Genomic DNA, 22,747 nt, shown 5'->3' with positions numbered 1-22,747 from the left:
CGGAAACGCTAGCTGCTACCCATCGATCTACGAATTTCGTCGAGCTTCTTTCGGCCCGCTTCCTGCCGATCGTTCCACTGTTTGTCCAGGTCCTGACCGGCTCTCGATTCCCGGTCCAGCTCCTCCGCCCCGACAGCCGTACCCGAGCGGTGCTCCACCTTCTCTCGCACCCCGTCCCAGGTCGGCACCCCGGAGTCGGTGAACTCGCCCGTAGTCGCACCGCCGACATAACCCCCACCCCCGCCGACGGGCAGGTCGTCTACCAATTCCGCATCGATGACGCCCGGCACCGTTCCGCCCAACGGAGCTCCCGGTGGTGGATCGCCGAGCGGCTGGTCGATACGAGGTTTCGTCACCTGCGGAACATCCACATCGGGAACGGTTCCCGGCGGGACGCCGCGATCCGGACCGGCTGGCTCGGGTTCCGCCGTCCCCAACTCGGCCGCCAGAGCGGATGCCGCCGCTGCCACCGGAGCCAACCGAGGTCGGCCAACCACCGCCGCGAGAACCTCGTTCAACACCTGCAGATCCGAGGCCGTGGCCTGCGTGTCGGATTCACTCATCGGCTGCTCCCGTCGTCGTGCCCGTCATGACACCACGCTACGCACCACACCGGCCGCGCCGTCGACGGTTCAGCTACGCAGCTGGGCACCGACCGCTGTGGATGCCGCCGCCACGGCTGCGTCGCGAGCCGCCGTCGCCTGATCCTCGGTCAGGGTTCCGTCCGAACCGCGGAACCGGAGGGCGAACGCCAACGACTTACGCCCCTCGCCGACCTGCTCACCCTCGTAGACGTCGAACAGTCGGATGGACTCGAGCAGTTCTCCACCGCCGATCGTCAGTGCTGCCTCGACGGAGGCCGCGGGCACGGACGCGTCGACCACGACAGCGACGTCCTGCAACACGGCCGGGTATGGGGATACCTCGGGGGCCGGAAGCGATTCGACGACGGGCAGAGCGCTCAAACTCAGCTCCACCGCACACGTACGCGGCGGCAAACCGGCTCGCTCGAGCACGGCCGGATGCAGTTCGCCTGCGTGCCCGACGACCTCACCGTCGAGAAGAACCTCGGCGCACCGGCCCGGATGCCAGGGAAGGTGGTGTGCTGCACGAAGATCGACCTGCACGCCGGACGCCGCGGCAGCCGTGCGCACAGCGGCGAACGCGTCCGCGGCCTCGGCTGCTCGGCCCGGTCCCCAAGGCCCGGAGGGCTCACGCTGACCGGCGAGCACCACGCCCACGTGTACCGGCTGTGCGGGGAGGGACCCACGGAGCATCGCGATCTGATCGTCGGTCGGTCGCCGATCGACCGGCAACGCGTCCACTGCAGCGGTCGCGTCGTGCCGGAGAACGACCTGGGCGATTCCGAACAACGACACGTCCCGCTGTCCGCGCGCGATGTTCCTGCTCAGCATTTCGAGCAGACCGGGAAGCACGGTCGTCGCAAGCTCGGGGCGGTCGGCCTCGAGCGGGTTCAACACCGACGTCGTCGCTCGGCGCGGGTCGTCCGCGTCCAGGCCCCACGTGTCGAAGATTCCCTTGGGCAGGAACACCGGCGGAAGAACTTCGACATAGCCGGCGAACGCAAGGGCCTTGCCGATTGCCCGCCGACGCTTCTGCTCGGCGGTGAGGCCGCGCCCACCGGGAGCGGACGGCAGAATCGACGGGATCTTCTCGAGCCCTTCGAGCCGCAGCACCTCTTCGACCAGATCGGCGCGCTGCACCAAGTCGGGTCGCCACGAGGGAGGATCGACGACCAGTTGTCCGTGGCCGCCACCGTCGACATCCACCTCGACGGTGCATCCGATCTGAGTGAGCCGTCGAGCAGCGGTCCCGTCGGGGTACTGCACACCCGCGATCCGATCGGGCAGGTCGAAGTCCATCGTCACCGACGGGAAACGGGCAGCCTCGCCGATGTCGGTCAGCACCGGTTCGATACGTCCACCGGCGATCTCGACGAGCAACTGTGCGGCCCGATCGAGCGCCGCAACCGGGAGCGCCGAATCCACAGTCCGCTCGAAACGTTTGCTCGCCTCGCTCGACAGCTTGTGGCGACGGCCGGTTCGGAACACCGCGAGCGGATCGAACGATGCTGCTTCGAGAACGACATCGCTGGTCGAGTCGTCGACCTCGGTGGACGCCCCGCCCATGACGCCGGCCAACGAGATGGCTCCCGTTCCGTCGGCGATGACCACGTCTTCCGCATCGAGCGACCGCTCGACGCCGTCGAGCGTCGTGAGCGTCTCCCCCGCATTCGCGCGCCGCACGACGAGATCACCGTCGAGCTTGCTCGCGTCGAAAGCATGCAACGGCTGGCCGAGCTCGTGGAGCACGTAGTTGGTCACGTCCACCGCCGCCGAGATCGGTCGCACCCCGGCCAGCAGCAATCTCCGCTGCATCCACCAGGGAGTGACGGCAGCGGGATCGATACCCACGACCTTGCGCAGAGCGAACCGAGAAGCACCGGACTCGGGCTCGACCGTCACGGGCCAGGCGTCACCGGTGACCTCGGTGGGCATCGTGCGCGCCGGATCCACATACGGAAGATCGAAGCTGCACGCCAACTCACGGGCCAGGCCGCGCACCGAGAAGGCGTACCCGCGATCCGGTGTCACGTTCAGCTCGATCACCGAATCATCGAGACCCAGAACGACTTTGGCATCGTCGCCGGGCTGCGCAGTCCCTTCCGGTAGCACCAGGATGCCGGAGTGGTCCCGGCCGAGACCGAGCTCGAGCGTCGAGCAGATCATCCCGTTGGAGTTGCGGCCGTACGTCTTGCGCGACGCGATGGCGAACCCGCCGGGCAGAACGCTGCCGGGCAGCGCCGCGACGATCAGGTCCCCCTCGGCGAAATTGCGTGCACCGCAGACGATCTCCTGCGGCTCGTCGGCCCCCACGTTCACGAGGCAGAACCGAATGGGCTTCTTGAATTCGGTCAGTTCCTCGATCGACTCGACCCGACCCACCACGAGGGGCCCCGTCACGTTGTCCAACGAGACCAGCTCCTCGACCTCGAAACCGACGCGTACGAAACCCGCGTCGAGCTCGTCGGGCGAGACGGACCAGTCGGGAGTACCCGCGTGCAGGACCTCGGTCAACCAGGAATGTGGGACTCGCACGTGTGCTCAGCTCTTTCTTGTATCCGAGATGAAGTGGGGCTGGAGAGTGGCCGCGTCAGGCCTGAACACCGAAGGGCAGAGTGAACCTGATATCCCCCTCGACGATGTCCCGCATGTCCGGGATGTCGTTGCGGAACTGCAGAGTTCGCTCGAGACCCATGCCGAACGCGAAACCGGTGTACACCTCCGGGTCGATGCCGCTGGCCTGCAACACCTTCGGGTTGACCATTCCGCAGCCACCCCATTCGACCCAACCGGCTCCACCCTTCTTCTTGGGGAACCACACATCGACCTCGGCGGAGGGCTCGGTGAACGGAAAGTAGTTGGGCCGCATCCGGGTACGCGTATCGCTGCCGAAGAGAGCCTGCGCGAACGCGTCCAACGTTCCGCGCAGATGCGCCATCGTCAGGCCCTTGTCGATCGCAAGCCCCTCGACCTGATGGAAGACCGGAGTGTGCGTCGTATCGAGCTCGTCGGTACGGAACGTTCGGCCAGGGCAGACGACGTAGATCGGTACGTCGCGGGAGAGCATCGACCGCACCTGCACCGGCGACGTGTGTGTACGCAGTACCTGCCGCGAGCCCTCCGGTGCGATGTGGAACGTGTCCTGCATCGTGCGAGCCGGGTGATCGGGCAGGAAGTTCAACGCGTCGAAGTTGAAGTGCTCGGTTTCCACCTCGGGGCCTTCTTCGACCTCCCAGCCCATACCGACGAAGACATCGGCGACCTGCTCCGAGATGATCGTGATGGGATGGCGCGCTCCGACGGGTGCCCGGTCGGTCGGCAGCGTCACGTCGATCGTCTCGGCCACGAGAATCGCTGCATCGCGCTCCGCCGACAGCACTGCGCGGCGCTCGTCGAAGGACTTCTGCACCCGGTCTCGTGCCACCTTGACGCGCTTGCCCGCGTCCGCCTTCTGGTCACCGGGTAGAGCTCCGAGGGCGCGCTGAGCCAACGCCAGTGGTGCCTTTCCACCCACGTGATCGATTTTGACCTTCGTGAGCGCATCGAGGTCCGACGCGTCGGCGAACGCCTGCTCGGCCGAGGCCACCGCAGCGTCGAGTGCGGACTCTTCGAGAACGCTCGGATCTACCGGCTCGGGCCCGGACTCTTTCTTCGCCACGACAGATGCACTCCTCGAATAATGGTCGGTCTGCACGAAGCAGAGTGGTAACGATCCTAGGCGACCGTATTCACGGGTTCGCCGACCGTCGTCGAACACGGGCGCTCGCGTAGAGGCACAGCGCCGCGGCGGTCGCCAGGTTCAGACTCTCCGCCCGACCGTGGATGGGAATTCTGATCCGGTGATCGGCAGCTTGGGCAACGGGGAGGGACAAACCGTGGGCTTCGTTGCCGAACAACCACGCAGTCGGCTGCTGGAGCAGCTCGTCTGCGTCGTCCAAGTCGACTTCGCCGTCGGCGGCAGTCGCCACGACCGTCAGGCCGGCACGGCGCAGTGCGTCGATACCGTCTTCGATCGAGCGCTCCCGCGCAATGGGAAGATGGAAGACGCTGCCGGCCGAGGCCCGCACGCATTTGCCGTTGTGCGGGTCGACGGAGTCGCCGAGCAGGACCACCGAATCGGCCCCGGCGGCATCGGCAACACGAATGATCGTGCCGGCGTTACCAGGCTCGGCCATTTCCACCGGAACGGCCACCAGCCGCGGTTTTCCTGCCAACGCACGGTCGATCGGGACGTCGACCAACTCGGTGACTGCGATCAGACCCTGCGGGGTGACGGTGTCCGACAATGCCTTCGCAGCACGATCGGTGATCGGAAACACCCGTGCGCCACCGGCCTCGATGGAGGCGATGAGGCTCTCGTGTCGGTCGAGGGCATCCGCGGTGAAGAACAGCTCGCGGACCGAACCGAATCGAGCAGCCTCGGACACAGCGTTGAAGCCCTCGGCAAGGAACAGTCCCGTCTTCTTGCGCTCTGCAGCGCGACCGAGCTTGACGGCCGAAACGACCCGCGGAGTTCGCTCGGTCAGCGAATCCACGGGTCGTTTCGGAGTTGAATAGTCGTGCGGCGACTCGCTCAGGCTGCTTCTCCAGCAGGAGCGTTGACATCGGCAGGCAGTGCAGCCTTGGCGATGGCGACCAAGCCGGCGAATGCCTCGGCATCGGACACAGCGAGCTCGGCGAGGATCTTGCGGTCCACCTCGACGCCCGCAGCCTTCAGTCCCTGGACGAAGCGGTTGTAGGTGATGTCGTTGGCCCGCGCTGCAGCGTTGATACGCGTGATCCACAGCTTGCGGAAGTCACCCTTGCGCGCGCGGCGGTCCCGGTACGCGTAGGTGAGCGAGTGGAGCTGCTGCTCCTTGGCCTTGGTGTACAGACGTGAGCGCTGTCCGCGGTAGCCCTTGGACGCTTCGAGAATCGAACGGCGCTTCTTCTGGGCGTTGACGGCCCTTTTTACGCGTGCCACTGGTGAATCCTGTCGATCTGGGGGCGTGTGAAACCCCGAATGGTAATGGGATGAAGCCGACCGAAATCAGTCGGCGGCGAGCCGGATCAGATGCCGAGCAGGCGCTTGATCCGAGGCACGTCGGCCTTCTTGACAACGGCGACACCATCGAGGCGACGAGTCACCTTGGTGGGCTTGTGCTCGAGCAGGTGGCGACGGCCGGCCTTCTGGCGCAGGATCTTGCCGCTGCCGGACACCTTGAATCGCTTCTTGGCACCACTGTGCGTCTTCTGCTTGGGCATGAAATCCTCTGTTCTGTATTAGCTCTTCGGTGGTGCATGGCACAGCCACGCAGCGCCTCGGAACGGACTGCGCACCGAGGCGGGTGCGGGACTGTCTTACTGGTAGAGCGCGAAGCTCAGTTGGTCTGAGCCGGAGTAGCCGGAGCTGCTGCGGCCGGTGCCTCTGCAGCCGGAGCTGCTGCGGCGGGCTGTTCCGGCGCGGGGGCCGGTGCGCGTTGCGCAGGCGGCGCGGCAGCGCTTTCCTGAGCCTTCACGCGAGTCTTGGCACCCTTGTGCGGAGCCAGGACCATGGTCATGTTGCGGCCGTCCTGCTTGGCCGACGTTTCCACGAAACCGAGTTCCGCGACGTCGGCTCCCAGGCGCTGCAACAAACGGAAACCCAGCTCGGGGCGCGACTGCTCGCGACCACGGAACATGATGGTGACCTTGACCTTCGAGCCGGCTTCGAGGAAGCGAACCACGTTGCGCTTCTTGGTCTCGTAGTCGTGCGCGTCGATCTTGGGGCGGAGCTTCTGCTCCTTGATGACGGTGAGCGTCTGGTTCTTGCGCGATTCGCGCGCCTTCTGCGCAGCCTCGTACTTGAACTTCCCGTAGTCCATGATCTTGCAGACCGGCGGACGTGCGTCGGGAGCTACTTCGACAAGATCGAGGTCGGCTTCGAGAGCCAAGCGGAGTGCATCTTCAACACGCACGATCCCCACCTGTTCACCGCCTGGTCCGACAAGACGGACCTCGGGAACTCGGATGCGATCGTTGATGCGGGTCTCAGTGCTGATGGGGCCTCCTAGGTAGTGCGGTGTGGTGTGTAACCCGACCGCCTGCCACTTACACAGCCCGTCGCCCTCGAACCTCGACATCACGCTCGGCGAACCAACACCGAAAACGAAAAAACCCTGCAGCCGGTCTTTACCGACAGCAGGGCCCGATGTCGACCGGTCGATCCGTACGACATAGCGCGTCGTACAGTCTCCTCACGAGGAGGAAGCACTGGGGAATCCCGACTGGGAGACCTTCGTGCGACCGGACCGGAAGCGATCCATTCGGATCACATACCGGTGGGAGTCGGGCTCCACTTGCTGCCTCCATGCGGTGAACTCCATCGAGGAGCGCACGCCGAAGACGGTCGTCGAGTCAGCGTACCAGCAGAATGCCGAAACCGACAATCGCACCGGTCGATGAAGCCGAGTCGACACCCGATCCGACCGACGGCACCCGCGGCGTGGGATTCTCGTAGGTATGACCAGTTCATCCACGCCCGCCGATCCCGCAGGCTCCGACCCCACCGGTATCGAGCAAGAAGTCCGGGAACTCGCCGAGGTTCCCGCGGTCGAGGTCATCAGCCGTGCAGCGGTGATGCTGATGAGTTCCGCGGCCGAGAAACTGGGTCTGTCCGAGCCCGATCCCGCGGAGAGCCCCTACCTCGATCTCGACGAGGCCCGACGCGTCATCACCGCACTCGCCGGCTTGGTCACCGCGTCGGTCGAGTACCTCGGTCCCCACGCTGGACCGATTCGCGACGGCCTCCAGGCACTGCAACGCGCGTTCCGGGAAGCCTCAGCACACCCGGACGAGCCAGGACTCGGCCCCGGTGAGAAGTACACCGGCCCGGTGCACTGAACGAGCGCACCCCACCCAACCCACAGACGACGAAGCCGCATCCGGCAATCCGGATGCGGCTTCGTCGTCGACGTGTTCGCGTCAGACCGCAGCGACCTTACGAGCCCGACGCTTCTTCGGGGCCGCCTTCGGCGTGGACGCCACTACCTCGCGGGAGAGCGCCTCCTGCAGGAATTTTCCGGTGTAGCTTTCGGGCACCGCTGCTACGGCTTCCGGATTACCCTGCGCCACAACCGTTCCGCCGCCCGAACCACCTTCGGGCCCCATGTCGATGACCCAGTCGGAGACCTTGATGACATCGAGATTGTGCTCGATGACAATCACGGTGTTCCCCTTGTCGACGAGTCCGTTCACGACTCCGAGCAACTTCCGGATGTCCTCGAAATGCAGGCCCGTGGTCGGCTCGTCGAGAATGTAGACGGTGCGGCCGGTCGATCGCTTCTGCAACTCGGCTGCGAGTTTCACACGCTGAGCTTCGCCGCCGGACAGTGTCGTCGCCGGTTGCCCCAGGCGGACGTAACCGAGGCCGACCTCGACGAGTGTCTTGAGGTACCGGTGAATAGACGTGATGGCCTCGAAGAAGTCGGCAGCCTCCTCGATCGGCATGTCCAGGACCTCGGCGATGGTCTTGCCCTTGTAGTGCACTTCGAGCGTCTCGCGGTTGTAGCGAGCGCCTTCGCACACCTCGCAGGGGACGTAGACGTCGGGCAGGAAGTTCATCTCGATCTTCAACGTGCCGTCTCCCGAGCATGCCTCGCACCGGCCGCCCTTGACGTTGAACGAGAATCGCCCGGGCTGATACCCACGAACCTTGGCCTCGGTGGTGGCCGCGAACAACGTACGGATCTTGTCGAACACCCCGGTGTACGTCGCGGCGTTGGACCGGGGCGTGCGGCCGATCGGCGACTGGTCGACGCGAACCAGCTTGTCCAGTTGGTCCAGACCGTTGATCCGGGTGTGCCGACCGGGAACCTGCCGGGCACCGTTGAGCTTGTTGGCCATCACGGTCGCGAGGATGTCGTTGACCAGCGTCGACTTACCCGAGCCCGAGACACCGGTGACCGACGTCAGAACACCGAGAGGGAAGCTGACGTCGATTCCCTGGAGGTTGTGTTCACGGGCACCCACGACGGTGACCTGTCGCTTCTTGTCGACCACCCGACGGGTGTCCGGCAGCGGGATCTCCATGCGACCCGACAGATACGCACCCGTGAGCGATTCGTCGTTGGTCAGCAGGTCCGCGTAGGAACCGCTGTGCACGACGCGTCCGCCGTGCTCACCGGCCAACGGTCCGATATCGACGACCCAGTCGGAGGTACGGATGGTGTCCTCGTCGTGCTCGACGACGATCAATGTGTTGCCGAGATCGCGCAGTCGCGTCAGCGTGTCGATGAGCCGGCGGTTGTCCCGTTGGTGCAGTCCGATGGACGGCTCGTCCAGTACGTAGAGCACGCCGACGAGGCCGGAGCCGATCTGCGTGGCGAGCCGGATACGTTGGGCCTCGCCGCCGGACAGCGAGCCCGCGGTGCGCGCCAACGACAGGTATTCGAGACCCACGTCCAGCAGGAAGCCGAGTCGAGCCTGAACCTCCTTGAGGACCTGGCCCGCAATCGCTTCCTCGCGTCGCCCCAGAGTGAGACTGTTGAGGAAGTCGGCCGTATCGGCGATGGAGAGTTCACACACCTCGGCGATCGACTTCGGCCCGAAATCACCTGCCGCGATGGTGACCGACAGAATTTCCGGACGCAGCCTGGCTCCGTTGCAGGTAGGACACGGAACGTCGCGCATGTAGCCGTCGTAGCGTTCCTTCATCTGTTCGGATTCGGTCTGCTCGAGGCGGCGGTGCAGGAAGGGCATGACGCCCTCGAACTCGGCGTAGTACGACCGGGTGCGGCCGTACCGGTTCTTGTACTTCACGTGCACCTGGTGGTCGCTGCCCTCCAGGACAGCTCGCTTGACCTTCGCCGGCAGCTTGTTCCACGGAGCGTGCAGATCGAAGCCCATGGCGTCGGCGAGTCCGGACAGCAAGCGACCGAAGTACTCCGACGTCTGGCCCATCGACCAGGGCGCGATGGCACCGTCGGCCAGACTCAGATCACCGTCGGGCACCACCAGCTCGGGATCGACCTCCTTGCGCACGCCGAGCCCGACACAGTCGGGGCAGGCGCCGTAAGGCGAGTTGAACGAGAACGATCGCGGTTCGAGGTCGTCGATGGACAGCGGGTGGCCGTTGGGGCACGCGAGCTTCTCCGAGAAACGACGCTCCCGATCGGGGGCGTTCTCCTCACGGTCGACGAAGTCGAGAACCACGATGCCGTCCGCGAGCCGCAGTGCGGTCTCCACCGAGTCGGTGAGCCGCTGCTTCGAGCTGGACTTGACGGTGAGTCGGTCGACAACGACCTCGATGTCGTGTTTTTCCTGCTTCTTCAAGACCGGCGGGCTGCTGAGCTGGTGGACGACACCGTCGACGCGCACACGTGAGTAGCCCTGGGTGTTGAGCGAGTCGAACAGGTCGACGAACTCGCCCTTACGGGTTCGGACCACCGGCGCGAGGACCTGGAATTTGAGGCCCTCCTCCATGTCGAGAACCTGATCGACGATCTGCTGTGGGGTCTGCTTGGCGATCTGCTCGCCGCACACCGGGCAGTGCGCAGTGCCCGCCCTGGCGTAGAGCAACCGTAGGTAGTCGTAGACCTCGGTGATGGTGCCCACGGTGGAGCGTGGGTTGCGGTTGGTCGACTTCTGGTCGATCGAGACCGCGGGCGACAGGCCTTCGATGAAGTCGACGTCGGGCTTGTCCATCTGCCCGAGGAACTGCCGTGCGTATGCGGACAGCGACTCCACGTAGCGACGCTGGCCTTCGGCGAAGATCGTGTCGAAGGCGAGAGACGACTTGCCCGAACCGGACAAACCGGTGAACACGATCAGCGCGTCCCGGGGCAGGTCGATGTCGACCCCCCTCAAGTTGTGCTCCCGTGCACCTCGCACTATCAGGCGATCCGCCACTGTGTTCCCTTCTTTTCTCACGAGCACGTCGAGCCGTGTTGCTGCTCGGCGCAGCATTGTCCGACGTCGAGTCGATGATGACGCGTGGTGCCGATGCACCGATCACACGCCGTGTAGCCGAGGACTCCACGTCGAAAACCTGTCGAGGTGAGGGACGAACCTCACCTCGTAGCAATGGTAGGTCCAGGTACCGACACACTTTTCCACGAGCGTGACCCCGGCGCTCCCGTCGTTGCTGCCGACGGTAGCGTCCTCGAAATGGACGAGCACCTCATGGTCATCGACGACAATTACACCGGCGTCGTTGCACAGGGTTCACCCCCGCAGCGGCGGACGATCCCCGGAGCCACGATCACCAAGATGTCGGTCGGCCCCATGGACAACAACACCTACCTGGTCGTCTGTTCCGCAACGGGCCATTCCCTGCTGATAGACGCCGCCAACGAGGCCGACCGCATCTCACTGCTTCTCGACGAGAACGCACCGACGCTGTCTCTGATCGTCACCACACATCAGCATGCCGACCACTGGCAGGCGCTGGCCGATATCGCCGGTGGCACCGACTCCCCCACCGCGGCCCACGAGCTGGACGCAGAACCGCTGCCGGTAGCTCCGGACCGTTTTCTTGCCGACCACGACACGGTGTCGGTGGGAGAGCTCACGTTCGATGTGGTGCATCTGACCGGTCACACTCCGGGCTCGATAGCGCTCGCGCTGACCGACGCCGAGGGCAAGACGACGCACCTCTTCACCGGTGATTCCCTGTTCCCCGGCGGCGTCGGCAAAACCAACGGCCCCGAGGACTTCACCCACCTGCTCGACGACGTGAGCGCCAAATTGTTCGACCGTTTCGCCGACGACACCGTCGTCTACCCCGGGCACGGCAAGGACACCACTCTCGGTGACGAGCGGCCGCACCTGGCGGAATGGCGCGAACGCGGCTGGTGACGCCGCACGTGCTTGAGACCGTGAAACACGGGGTATGAAGAGTGTGACAAAAGTGCACGCACCGGTGATTTCGATCTACTTTCGGTGCGAGTCCGCACGTACAACCGCCATGACACGAGAAACTACGCAGGAGGCTGTCAATGCTGGTCCGCCGTATCGCCCGTCCGCTGATGTCTACGATTTTCATCTCCGGGGGCGTCGATGCACTTCGTAATCCCGCCGGCAGGGCGAAGGCAGCCGCTCCGTTGATCGAGCAGAGCAAGGATGCTCTGCCCAACGAGGTCACCGCGAACGTGCCGACCGATCCCGAGACGTTGGTTCGGATCAACGGCGGAATCCAGGTCGCCGGCGGCATTCTGTTGGCCACCGGCAAGGCACCGCGTATCGCATCGCTCGCTCTGGCTGGAAGCCTCGTTCCGACGACGCTGGCCGGACACGCGTTCTGGAACGAAACCGACCCGGAGACCAAGGCTGCGCAACGCATCCACTTCTTCAAGAACCTCAGCCTCCTCGGCGGACTGCTGATCGCGGCCGTCGACACCGAGGGCAAGCCCTCCGTCGCGTGGCGCAGCAAGCGGGCGGCACGCCGCGCACAGGAATCTGTGGTCTCTGCGCTGCCCGGTCACACCACTCACGACACCGGGGAACGCGTCAAGGAAATTGCCTCGATCGCAGCGAGCCGCGGTGCCGATCTGGCCGACGCCGCACAGCCGAAGCTGGCCAAGCTCGCCGACGCCGCACAGCCGAAGCTGGCCAAGTTCGCCGACATCGCCGGCGAGAAGGGCTCGGAGCTGGCAGAGGTCGCGCAGCCCGCTCTGAACCGGTGGGCTCACATCGCCGCCGACAAGGGTTCGGAGCTGGCCGAAGAAGCCCAGAAGCGTGGCTCGAAGCTGGCCGAGCTTGCTGCCGACCGCGGAAGCGATCTGGCCGAAGAAGCGCAGAAGCGTGGCTCGAAGCTCGCCGACAAGGCCGCGCACCGCAGCTCGGATTGGGCCGAGCTCGCTCAGAAGCGGGGCTCGAAGTTGGTCGACGTCGCTGCCGACCGTCGCAGTGAACTGGCCGAGGTGGCACAGAAGCGCGGAGCGAAGCTCGCCGATCTCGCTGCCGAGAAGGGATCCGTTCTGGCCGAAGAGGCTCAGAAGCGCGGTGCCACGTGGGCCGACATCGCGTCGGATCGGGTAGACACGCTCGGCAAGCGCGCTCGTAAGCGGGCCGAGAAGCAGAACAAGGAACTCGAGAAGGCAACCGAGCAGGCTCGGGCCAAGCTCGAGAAGCGAGTTGCCAAGGCGCAGAAGAACTTGGACAAGAAGCTCCAGCAGTACGCGAAGTAGGTCTACCCACGACGCTCGGCGTCGTTCGCGCGCACGGCCCTGTCCCAGAACTCGCGGTTCTGCGGCAGGGCCGTTCTGCGGCGTAGACTGCTCTGGCTGATTTCGAGGCGATATCGTCGCCTCGGCCGAACTCCCGAGGAGAACCTTTGCCGGACGACGGCCACACATCGAACGATCCCGGTGCACCCATCGAGGAAGACCTCGAACAGGCGCACCTGACGCGGTTGTACACGCAGCTCGATTCGCTGCGCGAGTATGCAGCAAACCGACTTCGCGCCGTGCTGCTCGAGACCGGCGGAACACCGCAGGCCCGAAGCGAGCGCGAATCCTTCAACCAGATGTACACCGAGGACATCGCCAAGTACGACGCAGCCGAGAACGGGCTCTGCTTCGGACGCATCGACCTCGACCCGGACACCCTCGATCCGAAAGTCGACGACCGCCCCGAGCGTTACATCGGCCGTGTCGGCATCCTCGACGACAAGAACGATTACGAGACACTACTGCTGGACTGGCGAGCCCCCATGGCCCGTCCGTTCTATCTGGCGACACCGGCAGCCCCCGAAAACGTGTTGCGCCGCAGGCATATTCGTACCCGCGGACGCAAGGTGACCGCCATCGCCGACGAATTCCTGGACCTCGAGTCCGCGCAGTCGTCGAACGATGCGGCTGTCGCGGGTGGCGTCGCCAGTGAGGGTGCGCTGCTGTCCGCGCTCGATGCGGCGCGAACCGGTCAGATGAACGACATCGTCGAAACGATCCAGAGCGAGCAGGACGCGATCATCCGCTCACAGCATCGCAGTGTGCTGGTGGTGCAGGGCGGACCGGGCACCGGCAAGACGGCCGTGGCACTGCACCGAGCAGCGTATCTGCTGTACACGTACCGTCAACAGCTCGGCAAGAGCGGTGTCCTGATCATCGGGCCCAACGCCACGTTCCTCGACTACATCGGCCAGGTGCTGCCGTCGCTGGGCGAAACCGGGGTACTGCTGTCGACGATCGGCGATCTGTACCCCGGAGTCCGTGCGCAGCGCGAGGATTCGGCTCTGGCCACCGAGGTCAAGGGCAGACTGTCGATGGTCGACGTACTGACGCAGGCAGTGCGTGATCGCCAGGAGGTGCCCGCACAGCCGCGCCGGCTGAAGTTCGACACCTACGACATCACCCTCGATCGAAAGATAGTCACGCGTGCCCGCGGCCGCGCCCGGTCCTCCCGGCGACCACACAACTTGGCTCGACCTCTGTTCGTGTCCTCGGTCATCGACCAGTTGGCCAATCAGCTGGCCGCGAAACTCGGCCAGAACGTGGTGGACGGATCGAGCTTGCTCAGCGCCGACGACATTGCGGACATGCGGGACGAGATGCGCGAGGACCACGACGTGATGGCTGCGATAGACGAGTTGTGGCCGGATCTGTCACCCCAGCAGGTTCTTCGAGACCTGTTCGCATCGCCGGAGAAGATCGCATCGGCCGCACCTGCGCTCGGCGAGTCGGAGCGCGAGTCGCTGCTGCGCCGCGGCCACGGCTTCTCGTCCGCGGATGCCCCGCTGCTCGACGAGCTCGCCGAGCTGCTCGGCGTCGACGATGCTGCCGAACGTGAGCAGGCCCAGCGTCAATGGCGTGGCCAGATCGCCGATGCCCAGGGCGCGCTGGACATCCTGACTGGGTCTGCACCACAGGACCTCGAGGACGAACTGGACCCGGAGATTCTGATGGCGTACGACCTGATCGACGCCGATCAGCTTGCGCGACGCCAGAATTCGGGTCAGCGACTCACCACCGCGGAACGCGCAGCCGGCGACCGTACCTGGACCTACGGGCACGTGATCGTGGACGAGGCACAAGAGCTGTCGGCGATGGCGTGGCGAATGGTGATGCGGCGCATCCCCAATCGGTGGATGACACTGGTGGGTGACACCGCGCAGACCGGTGATCCGGCCGGAACCTCGTCCTGGGGATCGGTGCTCGAACCGTATGTGGCTCAACGCTGGAAGCTCACCGAACTGACGGTCAACTACCGAACGCCGTCGGAGATCATGACCGTGGCGCACGACGTGCTCGCGGCGATCGATCCGGAGCAGTCCGAACCGCGATCCATTCGCAGCACCGGCGTCGAGCCGTGGGCTCAACGCGTAGCCGCAGCAGATCTGGTGACGACGGTCGAGAAGCGAGTGGCCGACCACCCTCGTCCCGGCCTGAGCGCAGTGCTCGTTCCCTCCGAACTCGTCTCCCAACTGCAGCACCTGGCGTCGGATGTGGTGACCGTGTCGACGGTCAAGGACGCGAAAGGGCTCGAGTTCGACTCGGTGCTCATCGTCGAGCCGAGCGCGATCGTTGCGGAGTCCGTCAAGGGTATGAACGACCTCTACGTGGCCCTGACCCGAGCAACCCAGCGACTCGGAGTCGTCCATGTGGATCCTCTGCCCCAGGAGCTCGGGGCCCTGCAGCCCTTCGGCGCCGAGGTCTGACGAGAACAGTCCGACGAGAACAATCGGCCCGCCCCGTCATCGTCGACGGGGCGGGCCGATTGTCGTACTACGAGAAAATCAGCGGACGGTATGGACGATCAGGACGTCACAGGTCGACTTGCGGGCCGCGTCGGACGGAACCGAACCGAGCAACCGCCCGGTCAGCGAGTTCAGCCCACGGTTGCCGACGACGAGTAGATCGCCCTTGACCTCGTCCACGAGTGCCAGGAGGGACTCGACGGGCGCTCCGACGATCGGCTTCTCCTCGATGTTCTTCGCGCCGGCCTTGGTGGCGTGCTCTCGGGCGGTGCGCAGGATTTCGCGCGTCGGTGCCGAACCGGTGATCTGGTAGGCGTCCTCGCGGAGTGCGTCGGCGGCGGCAGAGGTGTCTTTCGGATCGGCCGGGTAGTAAGCACACGCGATCACCAGGGTGGCATCGGCATCTCCCGCCAGAGCCGCGGCCTTCTCCACTGCCCGCAGTGACGATTCGGAGCCATCGGTTCCGACGACGACGGTGCGGTAGGCGCTCATTCATTCCTCCATTTGTCGGTCACACACAGATGTGACACTTCTGGTCGAACTGGATTGGTGCAAGTCACAGGACCGAAAGACGTGGTCCGGGGACTGATGCGCTGACAGTAGCCGGAAGTCGACGATCGGCACGTGAACTTGGGGAACAACACGATCCGCGCCACTCACATACATTGGTTTGCATGCCGATCCCCCGCCCGCCGTTGTCGAGACGGGCCCTCGCTCTCGGTGCCGTCGCGATCTCGATCGTGATCGTGGCCGCCCTCGCATTCGCACTCCTCCCCCAGGGACGCGAAGCCGACACTGCTACGCGTGACGCGCGCATCACGCTACCGGACAGCCCCGGTTCGACGGAGACCGTCGACCTCGACACCCGGCTCTACATTCCCGAGTCCACCCCCGCTCCGGCTGTGTTGCTCGCGCACGGCTTCGGCGGCAGCAAGGACTCGGTCGACGGCGAAGCTCGTGATCTCGCCGCGCGCGGATACGTGGTTCTCGCCTACACCGCGCGCGGCTTCGGTGACAGCACGGGTTCCATCTCCATCAACGACCCCGATCGCGAGGTCGCCGATGCCCGCGGCCTGATCGACTGGCTGGCCGAACAGCCCGAAGTACAGCTCGACGCTCCTGGTGATCCCCACGTCGGCGTGGCAGGCGGGTCGTACGGCGGGGCACTGGCCCTCAGCGCAGGCGGAACAGACCCCCGCGTGGACTCGGTGGCCGCTGCCATCACCTGGAACGACCTGGGCCAGGCCCTGTTCCCCAACTTCGGCGTCACCTCGTCCGCAGGTCGAGAAGCGCTCGGAAGCATCGACTCCCCGGCCGGTGCCGAATACGGCGGACCCGGCGTCCTCAAACGTGGATGGGCCGGCGTCTTCTTCGGAGCGGGTGCCTCCAGCGCTGCGCCCGGTAGTGCCGGGGACGGTAACAGTGGTGGTAACGATGGCGGTGGCGCATCCGCATGCGGCAGATTCGCCCAGGAATTCTGCGACGCATACGCACAATCCGCAGTGACCGGCATCCCCAGCCAGCCGCTGCTCGATCTGCTGACTGCCCACTCGCCCGTTGCGGTGGCGTCGAACATCACGGCTCCGACGCTTCTCCTACAGGGCACCCAGGACACTCTGTTCGGTCTCGACCAGGCCGACGCGACGGCTCGGCAGATCGCAGCCGCAGGCGGTGACGTGACCGTTCGGTGGTTCGACGGTGGGCACGATGCCGGTGGAACGAACGGAGCGTCGGATCGAGCCGTCGCGGACTTCTTCGACCGGACTCTGCGCGGCACCCCCGATCCCGCGACCTCCGAGAGCGCGCCGTTCGTGTATTCGACGCAGCGCGCAGCCGATGAGCGAGGAGGCGAACGCAATCGTCGGATGACGGCTCCCGACTACCCAGGCCTGACCCCGAACTCCGCACCCACACAGACGAATACGGTGACCTTCACCCCCGCCTCGGACGACGGGACGATCATTCGTCCGCCCGGCGCGTCACCGTCCGCGATCTCGACGGTCCCCGGTCTGGGTTCGGTGTTGTCGACACTCGGATCGACCGGAGCCGGTGCAGCGCTGACTGCGGACCTTCCGGGCCAGTCCGCGATCTTCACCAGCGAGCCCGTCGACTCGTCACTGACCATCACCGGCGCGCCGAGAGTCGATCTCCGGGTGGCGTCCCTCGCCGGGCCCGGCCAGGCTGTGCTGTTCGCGAAACTGTACGACGTCGCCCCGAACGGCACACGGACCCTTCCCGGCGGCGCAGTGTCGGCCATCCGACTGCCCGACACCGGGAGCATCGATCCCGTCGACGTCACCGTCGCCCTCCCGGGAATCAGCTATACCGTCCAGCAAGGTCATCGTCTCGAACTGAGCGTCTCCACCACCGATCAGGCCTACGCCGTCCCGCTGGAGCCCGCACAGTTCAGCGTGACCATGGCGAACACGTCCGTCGCGTTGCCGACGGTTCCCGCGGTGGCGAGCGCGAACAGCACGGTACCCGTCGCTCCACTGATCGGAATCGGCGTGGTCGTCCTGGTCGTCGGATGTATCGTCGTGGCGACGATCGTGCGAACCAGACGCCGCACGGTGGCCGAAGTCGACGAGGCTCTGGTCGACACTCCCCTGGTGATCACCGACCTGGCCAAGACGTACTCGAACGGATTCCGTGCCGTGGACGGCGTCAGCTTCGAGGTGAAACAGGGGCAGGTACTCGGACTGCTCGGACCGAACGGTGCCGGAAAGACCACCACGTTGCGCATGCTGATGGGCCTGATCACCCCCACCGGCGGCGACATCCGGGTCTTCGGTCACAAGGTCACACCCGGTGCCCCGGTGTTGTCGCGGCTCGGCTCCTTCGTCGAGGGTTCCGGCTTCCTTCCGCATCTGACCGGCACCCAGAACCTGCGGCTGTACTGGGAGGCGACAGGGCGACCGATCGAAGACGCTCACCTCGACGAGGCACTCGAGATCGCAGACCTCGGCGCAGCGATCGAACGCAAGGTCAAGTCCTACAGCCAAGGCATGCGTCAGCGCCTCGCCATTGCACAGGCCATGCTGGGTCTACCCGATCTCATGGTGTTGGACGAACCGACCAACGGCCTCGACCCGCCACAGATCCGAACCATGCGTGACGTGCTGATCAACTACGCGAAGACGGGACGCACCGTGTTGGTCTCGAGCCACCTCCTCGCCGAAGTGGAACAGACGTGCACGCACGTCGTGGTCATGAACCGTGGCTCCGTGATCAGCTCGGGCACCGTCCGCGAGCTGACAGCGGCCGGAGGGCAGACCGAGATCAGGGTCGACGACGCCGGCCGCGCCCAGTCGGTACTCGACGCCGCCGGCCATGACGGCGCGGTGATCGTCGACGACGGCACGGTGACCGTCGACCTGACCGACGCCGATTCCGCCGTTGTCATCAGAGAACTCGTCACGGCGGGGGTGTCGGTCCGCGGCTTCTCCCAGTCCACCCGACTCGAGGACGTGTTCCTCGACCTCGTTCATCGAGATACCCCAGGCACAGTCGTTCACGAGACCGACTCCAGCGAGGATCGCTCATGAGTACAACGCACGCAGACGGCCGCGCAGCGGGCTACAGCGGCGGCCGCACCCTGCCGTTTCGTACCGAACTGCGTCGACAGCTGGGCCGGCGACGCACTCAGCTCGCCATCGGTTTCCTTGCCCTGCTACCGGTGATCCTTGTCGTCGCCTTCACCGTGGGCAGCTCCAGCGCCGACTCCGACGCCGGCGGGCTCATCGAGCTCGGCACGCGAGGCGGCATGAACTTCACCGTCTTCGCACTGTTCATGTCCGTCGGATTTCTGCTCATCGTCGTGGTGGCGCTGTTCTTCGGCGACTCCGTTGCGACCGAGGCATCGTGGTCGAGCCTGCGCTACCTGCTCGCCATCCCGGTTCCTCGAAGCCGACTGTTGACCCAGAAGGCACTCGTTTCGGCCACGTTGTCCAGCGCCGCCATTCTGGTGCTGGTCGGAGTGTCCCTGCTGATCGGGACGGTGATGTACGGCGCCGAATCATTGGTCACGCCGCTGGGTGAGGGACTGTCGTACGGCACTTCCCTGGTGCGACTACTGATTGCGGTCGCCTACATCGGCGTCAATCTGCTGTGGGTGGCAGGTCTGGCGATGTTGCTGTCGGTGCTCACCGACGCCCCTCTCGGGGCCGTCGGCGGCGCGGTGATGACGTCGATTCTGATGCAGATCCTCGATCAGATCACGGCATTGGGGTCGCTGCGCAACTATCTGCCCGGGCACTACGCGAACTCGTGGATCGACGCCTTCGGCACGAACATCGACTGGAACGACATGGTGGTCGGATCGTTCTCGGCCATCACCTACGCGGCGGTCTTCGGGCTGATCGCGTGGAGACGATTCGCCACCAAGGACATCACCAGCTGAGGCGGCCTACTTCTTTTTGATCGCTGGCCCGAAGACGCCCTCGGGAATGGTGCCCTGGCCGACGATCGACTCACGCCACGGCGTCGCGAGCGAAACCAGCCGAGCTGCACCGTCCTCGCCGAGGGCGGCCCACGGCGCGACGGCGAGGTCGTTGGTGATGTCCTCGACCAACGTGCGGAGATCTTTGCCGTCCTGAGTCAAAGCGCCGTCGGCCGTCACCAATTCACGATCGGCCAAGGACGCCACGGCTTCGTTCCACTGCTCGGTCGACCATCCACGACGCTTGCGCGCGAATTCCTTCTCGAAGCCGTACCCGGTGGCGGTGTGGGTGATCAGCGCGTCCAGGCCGTTCAACCCCGCCGTCTGCAGCGCGGCAATGTGGCCGTCGCCGCGGTATTCGCGGATCAGGGTGAGAGCGTGCCACAACACGAGGTGCGGCGCTTGCGGCCAGTCGAGTTCGGCGTAGGCGGCGTACAGCGGCCGACCGTCGTCTCCTGGGATTCCACGCGCAGCGATCGATGCGAGGTCGGCAGCTTCGGCCATATCCGGGGACGCCAACGTCTCGGAGCCCAACAGACGCTCGAATGCGGTGTCGAGTGTGGCGTAACGGATTGCCATGATCTCGTCGGGAGAGGCGATGGCCCAGGCTGCCGGAACCAGCGGGCTGATCAGATCGCGGTTGAAGTTGTAGAACGTGGCTGTCACGACACCTGCACCGACCGGCCCGAGAGGTGCTGCACGACCGGCAAAATAGCAGGCCCGTGGCGGTAACCCAGCAGCAACGAGAGCGTCCTGCGTCTCCGGCAGGAAGTAGGTCATCGAGTGGATCAGTTCGAGTGCACGAGAGGTGCGGCCGGCGGTGGTTGCGTCCATCACTGAACCGTAACCGAACCATTTCGGATCGTTCCGCAGGCTCGACTCGCACCACCCGCCCGACCTACTTGAGGCCGGCCGCGTCCATGCCCCGGAGCTCCTTCTTCAGGTCCTGGATCTCGTCGCGCAGTCGACCGGCCAGCTCGAACTTCAACTCGCGGGCAGCGTTCATCATCTGATCGGTCATGTTCTTGATCAGGTCCGCCAACTCGGCGCGCGGCATCGACGAGACATCCTGCCCCTCGTACACGCCGGAGCTGACCGACCTGCCTGCTTCGCCCTGCGCTCGCCGACCACGGCTGGCGTTCCGACCCGAGCCACCCACTTCGACGGCCGTGTCGGTGTCCTCTGCTTCCTGATACACCTGATCGAGAATGTCGGCGATCTTCTTGCGCAGCGGTTGCGGATCGACTCCCCGCTCCTTGTTGTAGGCGATCTGCTTCTCGCGCCGACGTTCGGTCTCTTCGATCGCGTACGTCATGGAGTCGGTCATCTTGTCGGCGTACATGTGCACTTCACCGGAGACGTTTCGAGCGGCGCGGCCGATCGTCTGAATGAGGCTGGTGCCGCTGCGGAGGAATCCCTCCTTGTCCGCGTCGAGAATGGCGACCAATGACACCTCGGGAAGGTCGAGCCCCTCCCGGAGGAGGTTGATGCCGACCAGGACGTCGTACTCACCCAGCCGAAGCTGCCGCAGCAGCTCGACTCGGCGCAACGTATCGATGTCGGAGTGCAGGTACCGGACGCGGATGCCCAGCTCGAGCAGATAGTCGGTCAGGTCCTCCGACATCTTCTTGGTCAATGTGGTGACGAGAACTCGTTCGTCCTTCTCGGCACGCTCGCGAATTTGGTGCACGAGGTCGTCGATCTGCCCCTTGGTCGGTTTGATGACGACCTTCGGATCGACGAGGCCGGTAGGACGAATGACCTGCTCGACGAATTCGCCGCCGGTCTGCCCCAGTTCGTACTTGCCGGGAGTAGCGGACAGGTAGACGGTCTGGCCGATCCTCTGTGTGAACTCTTCCCACGTCAGCGGCCGGTTGTCCGTCGCAGACGGCAACCGGAACCCGAAATCGACCAGGTTCCGCTTGCGCGACATGTCGCCCTCGTACATCGCGCCGATCTGCGGGACGGTGACGTGGGATTCGTCGATGACGAGTAGGAAGTCCTCGGGGAAGTAGTCGATCAATGTCGCGGGTGCGGTGCCGGCCCCGCGACCGTCTATGTGCCGCGAGTAGTTCTCGATGCCGGAGCAGAAGCCGACCTGCTTGATCATTTCCAGGTCGTATTGCGTGCGCATCCGAAGCCGCTGCGCCTCGAGCAGCTTTCCCTTGCCTTCGAGTTCCGCCAGGCGCGCCTCGAGCTCGGCCTCGATGTCCTTGACCGCCCGTTCCATGCGCTCCGGTCCGGCGACGTAATGGGTGGCCGGGAAGATGCGTACCGAATCGACTTGGCGAACGATGTCGCCCGTCAGCGGATGCAGGTAGTACAGCGCCTCGATCTCGTCACCGAAGAACTCGATGCGAATAGCGAGCTCCTCGTACGACGGAATGATCTCCACGGTATCGCCGCGGACTCGGAACGATCCGCGGGTGAACGCCATGTCGTTGCGCGTGTACTGCACGTCGACCAGAAGCCGGAGCAGCGCATCGCGCTGGACCTCGACGTTGACCTCGAGCTCGATCGACCGATCGACGTACGACTGCGGGGTACCGAGACCGTAGATGCACGACACCGACGCCACCACGACCACGTCTCGGCGAGAGAGCAGGGATGCCGTCGCCGAGTGCCGCAGACGCTCGACGTCGTCGTTGATGGACGAGTCCTTTTCGATGTAAGTATCGGTCTGCGCGATGTACGCCTCGGGCTGGTAGTAGTCGTAGTACGACACGAAGTACTCGACAGCATTGTTGGGCAACATGTCTCGCAGCTCGTTCGCCAACTGCGCTGCAAGAGTCTTGTTCGGTGCCATCACCAGGGTGGGGCGCTGCAGTTTCTCGATCAGCCAGGCGGTGGTGGCCGACTTACCGGTACCGGTGGCACCGAGAAGCACGACGTCCTTCTCGTCCGCCTTGATCCGCCGTTCGAGTTCGGCGATGGCGGTCGGCTGATCACCGGCCGGAACGTGTTCGCTGACGACCTCGAACGCCGGACCGGTGCGCTCGATCGCTCCCACCGGACGGTGTTCGGAGTGCGCGACAACGGGATGTTCGGATGCAAACGCCATTACACAAGCGT

General features: G+C 65.1%; 17 protein-coding genes. 6 read left to right on the top strand and 11 right to left on the bottom strand.

Annotated features, from left to right (window positions below):
- Positions 1 to 8: 8 nt before the first annotated feature.
- The 7 genes from ASH04_RS10680 to infC form a co-directional block, all read right to left on the bottom strand.
- Positions 9 to 563 (bottom strand): hypothetical protein, encoded by a 555-nt coding sequence (locus ASH04_RS10680; protein WP_057473442.1) that lies wholly within the window; start codon positions 561 to 563, stop codon positions 9 to 11.
- Between the two features lie 69 nt (positions 564 to 632).
- Entirely contained in the window at positions 633 to 3,119 is a 2,487-nt protein-coding gene (pheT, locus tag ASH04_RS10675; RefSeq protein WP_057473441.1) for a phenylalanine--tRNA ligase subunit beta, read from the bottom strand.
- Positions 3,120 to 3,174: 55 nt separating this feature from the next.
- On the bottom strand, positions 3,175 to 4,242 hold the full coding sequence (pheS, locus tag ASH04_RS10670) for a phenylalanine--tRNA ligase subunit alpha (RefSeq protein ID WP_032365516.1): 1,068 nt from the start codon (positions 4,240 to 4,242) through the stop codon (positions 3,175 to 3,177).
- A 70-nt stretch (positions 4,243 to 4,312) separates the two neighbouring features.
- Positions 4,313 to 5,119 (bottom strand): TrmH family RNA methyltransferase, encoded by an 807-nt coding sequence (locus ASH04_RS10665; RefSeq protein WP_032365517.1) that lies wholly within the window; start codon positions 5,117 to 5,119, stop codon positions 4,313 to 4,315.
- A 38-nt stretch (positions 5,120 to 5,157) separates the two neighbouring features.
- A complete protein-coding gene (gene rplT / locus ASH04_RS10660) occupies positions 5,158 to 5,547 on the bottom strand; it encodes a 50S ribosomal protein L20 (RefSeq protein WP_008715924.1) in 390 nt (129 codons plus the stop codon).
- An 86-nt stretch (positions 5,548 to 5,633) separates the two neighbouring features.
- Entirely contained in the window at positions 5,634 to 5,828 is a 195-nt protein-coding gene (gene rpmI, locus ASH04_RS10655; protein WP_008715923.1) for a 50S ribosomal protein L35, read from the bottom strand.
- A gap of 116 nt (positions 5,829 to 5,944) precedes the next feature.
- Entirely contained in the window at positions 5,945 to 6,685 is a 741-nt protein-coding gene (gene infC, locus ASH04_RS10650) for a translation initiation factor IF-3 (protein WP_045841242.1), read from the bottom strand.
- A gap of 379 nt (positions 6,686 to 7,064) precedes the next feature.
- Here infC and ASH04_RS10645 point away from each other — a divergent pair, with 379 nt between their 5' ends.
- Complete coding sequence (locus ASH04_RS10645) at positions 7,065 to 7,445, top strand: DUF1844 domain-containing protein (RefSeq protein WP_032365519.1); 381 nt, start codon at positions 7,065 to 7,067, stop codon at positions 7,443 to 7,445.
- A gap of 81 nt (positions 7,446 to 7,526) precedes the next feature.
- Here ASH04_RS10645 and uvrA read toward each other — a convergent pair whose 3' ends face one another.
- On the bottom strand, positions 7,527 to 10,451 hold the full coding sequence (gene uvrA / locus ASH04_RS10640; RefSeq protein WP_032374518.1) for an excinuclease ABC subunit UvrA: 2,925 nt from the start codon (positions 10,449 to 10,451) through the stop codon (positions 7,527 to 7,529).
- Between the two features lie 258 nt (positions 10,452 to 10,709).
- Here uvrA and ASH04_RS10635 point away from each other — a divergent pair, with 258 nt between their 5' ends.
- From ASH04_RS10635 to ASH04_RS10625, 3 genes are all read left to right on the top strand, one after another.
- Positions 10,710 to 11,399, top strand: coding sequence for an MBL fold metallo-hydrolase (locus ASH04_RS10635; RefSeq protein ID WP_032374317.1), 690 nt, complete (start codon positions 10,710 to 10,712; stop codon positions 11,397 to 11,399).
- A gap of 140 nt (positions 11,400 to 11,539) precedes the next feature.
- Positions 11,540 to 12,730, top strand: a complete 1,191-nt coding sequence (locus tag ASH04_RS10630) for a DoxX family protein (RefSeq protein WP_027497246.1) — start codon at positions 11,540 to 11,542, stop codon at positions 12,728 to 12,730.
- A gap of 146 nt (positions 12,731 to 12,876) precedes the next feature.
- Positions 12,877 to 15,198: a HelD family protein gene (locus ASH04_RS10625; RefSeq protein ID WP_057473440.1), complete on the top strand. Its 2,322-nt coding sequence runs from the start codon at positions 12,877 to 12,879 to the stop codon at positions 15,196 to 15,198.
- A 78-nt stretch (positions 15,199 to 15,276) separates the two neighbouring features.
- Here the strand turns inward: ASH04_RS10625 and ASH04_RS10620 are convergent, their stop codons facing one another.
- The gene (locus ASH04_RS10620) at positions 15,277 to 15,729 is read right to left on the bottom strand and encodes a universal stress protein (protein WP_008715916.1); all 453 of its coding nucleotides are present in this window, start codon (positions 15,727 to 15,729) and stop codon (positions 15,277 to 15,279) included.
- Between the two features lie 182 nt (positions 15,730 to 15,911).
- On the opposite strand from ASH04_RS10620, the gene ASH04_RS10615 reads away from it, so the two are divergent.
- Complete coding sequence (locus tag ASH04_RS10615; RefSeq protein ID WP_057473439.1) at positions 15,912 to 18,782, top strand: alpha/beta fold hydrolase; 2,871 nt, start codon at positions 15,912 to 15,914, stop codon at positions 18,780 to 18,782.
- Positions 18,779 to 19,636: an ABC transporter permease gene (locus ASH04_RS10610; RefSeq protein WP_057473438.1), complete on the top strand. Its 858-nt coding sequence runs from the start codon at positions 18,779 to 18,781 to the stop codon at positions 19,634 to 19,636. Before ASH04_RS10615 ends, ASH04_RS10610 begins: the two co-directional genes overlap by 4 nt.
- Positions 19,637 to 19,642: 6 nt before the next feature.
- Here the strand turns inward: ASH04_RS10610 and ASH04_RS10605 are convergent, their stop codons facing one another.
- Positions 19,643 to 20,509 (bottom strand): SCO6745 family protein, encoded by an 867-nt coding sequence (locus ASH04_RS10605; RefSeq protein WP_057473437.1) that lies wholly within the window; start codon positions 20,507 to 20,509, stop codon positions 19,643 to 19,645.
- A 64-nt stretch (positions 20,510 to 20,573) separates the two neighbouring features.
- Positions 20,574 to 22,736, bottom strand: a complete 2,163-nt coding sequence (uvrB, locus tag ASH04_RS10600; RefSeq protein WP_027497251.1) for an excinuclease ABC subunit UvrB — start codon at positions 22,734 to 22,736, stop codon at positions 20,574 to 20,576.
- Positions 22,737 to 22,747 lie beyond the last annotated feature (11 nt).

The sequence above is a fragment of the Rhodococcus sp. Leaf233 genome, from assembly GCF_001426165.1.
GTDB lineage: Bacteria > Actinomycetota > Actinomycetes > Mycobacteriales > Mycobacteriaceae > Rhodococcoides > Rhodococcoides fascians.
The sequence above is the reverse complement of the archived record's forward strand: the minus strand, read 5'-3'. Positions and strand labels throughout refer to the sequence as shown.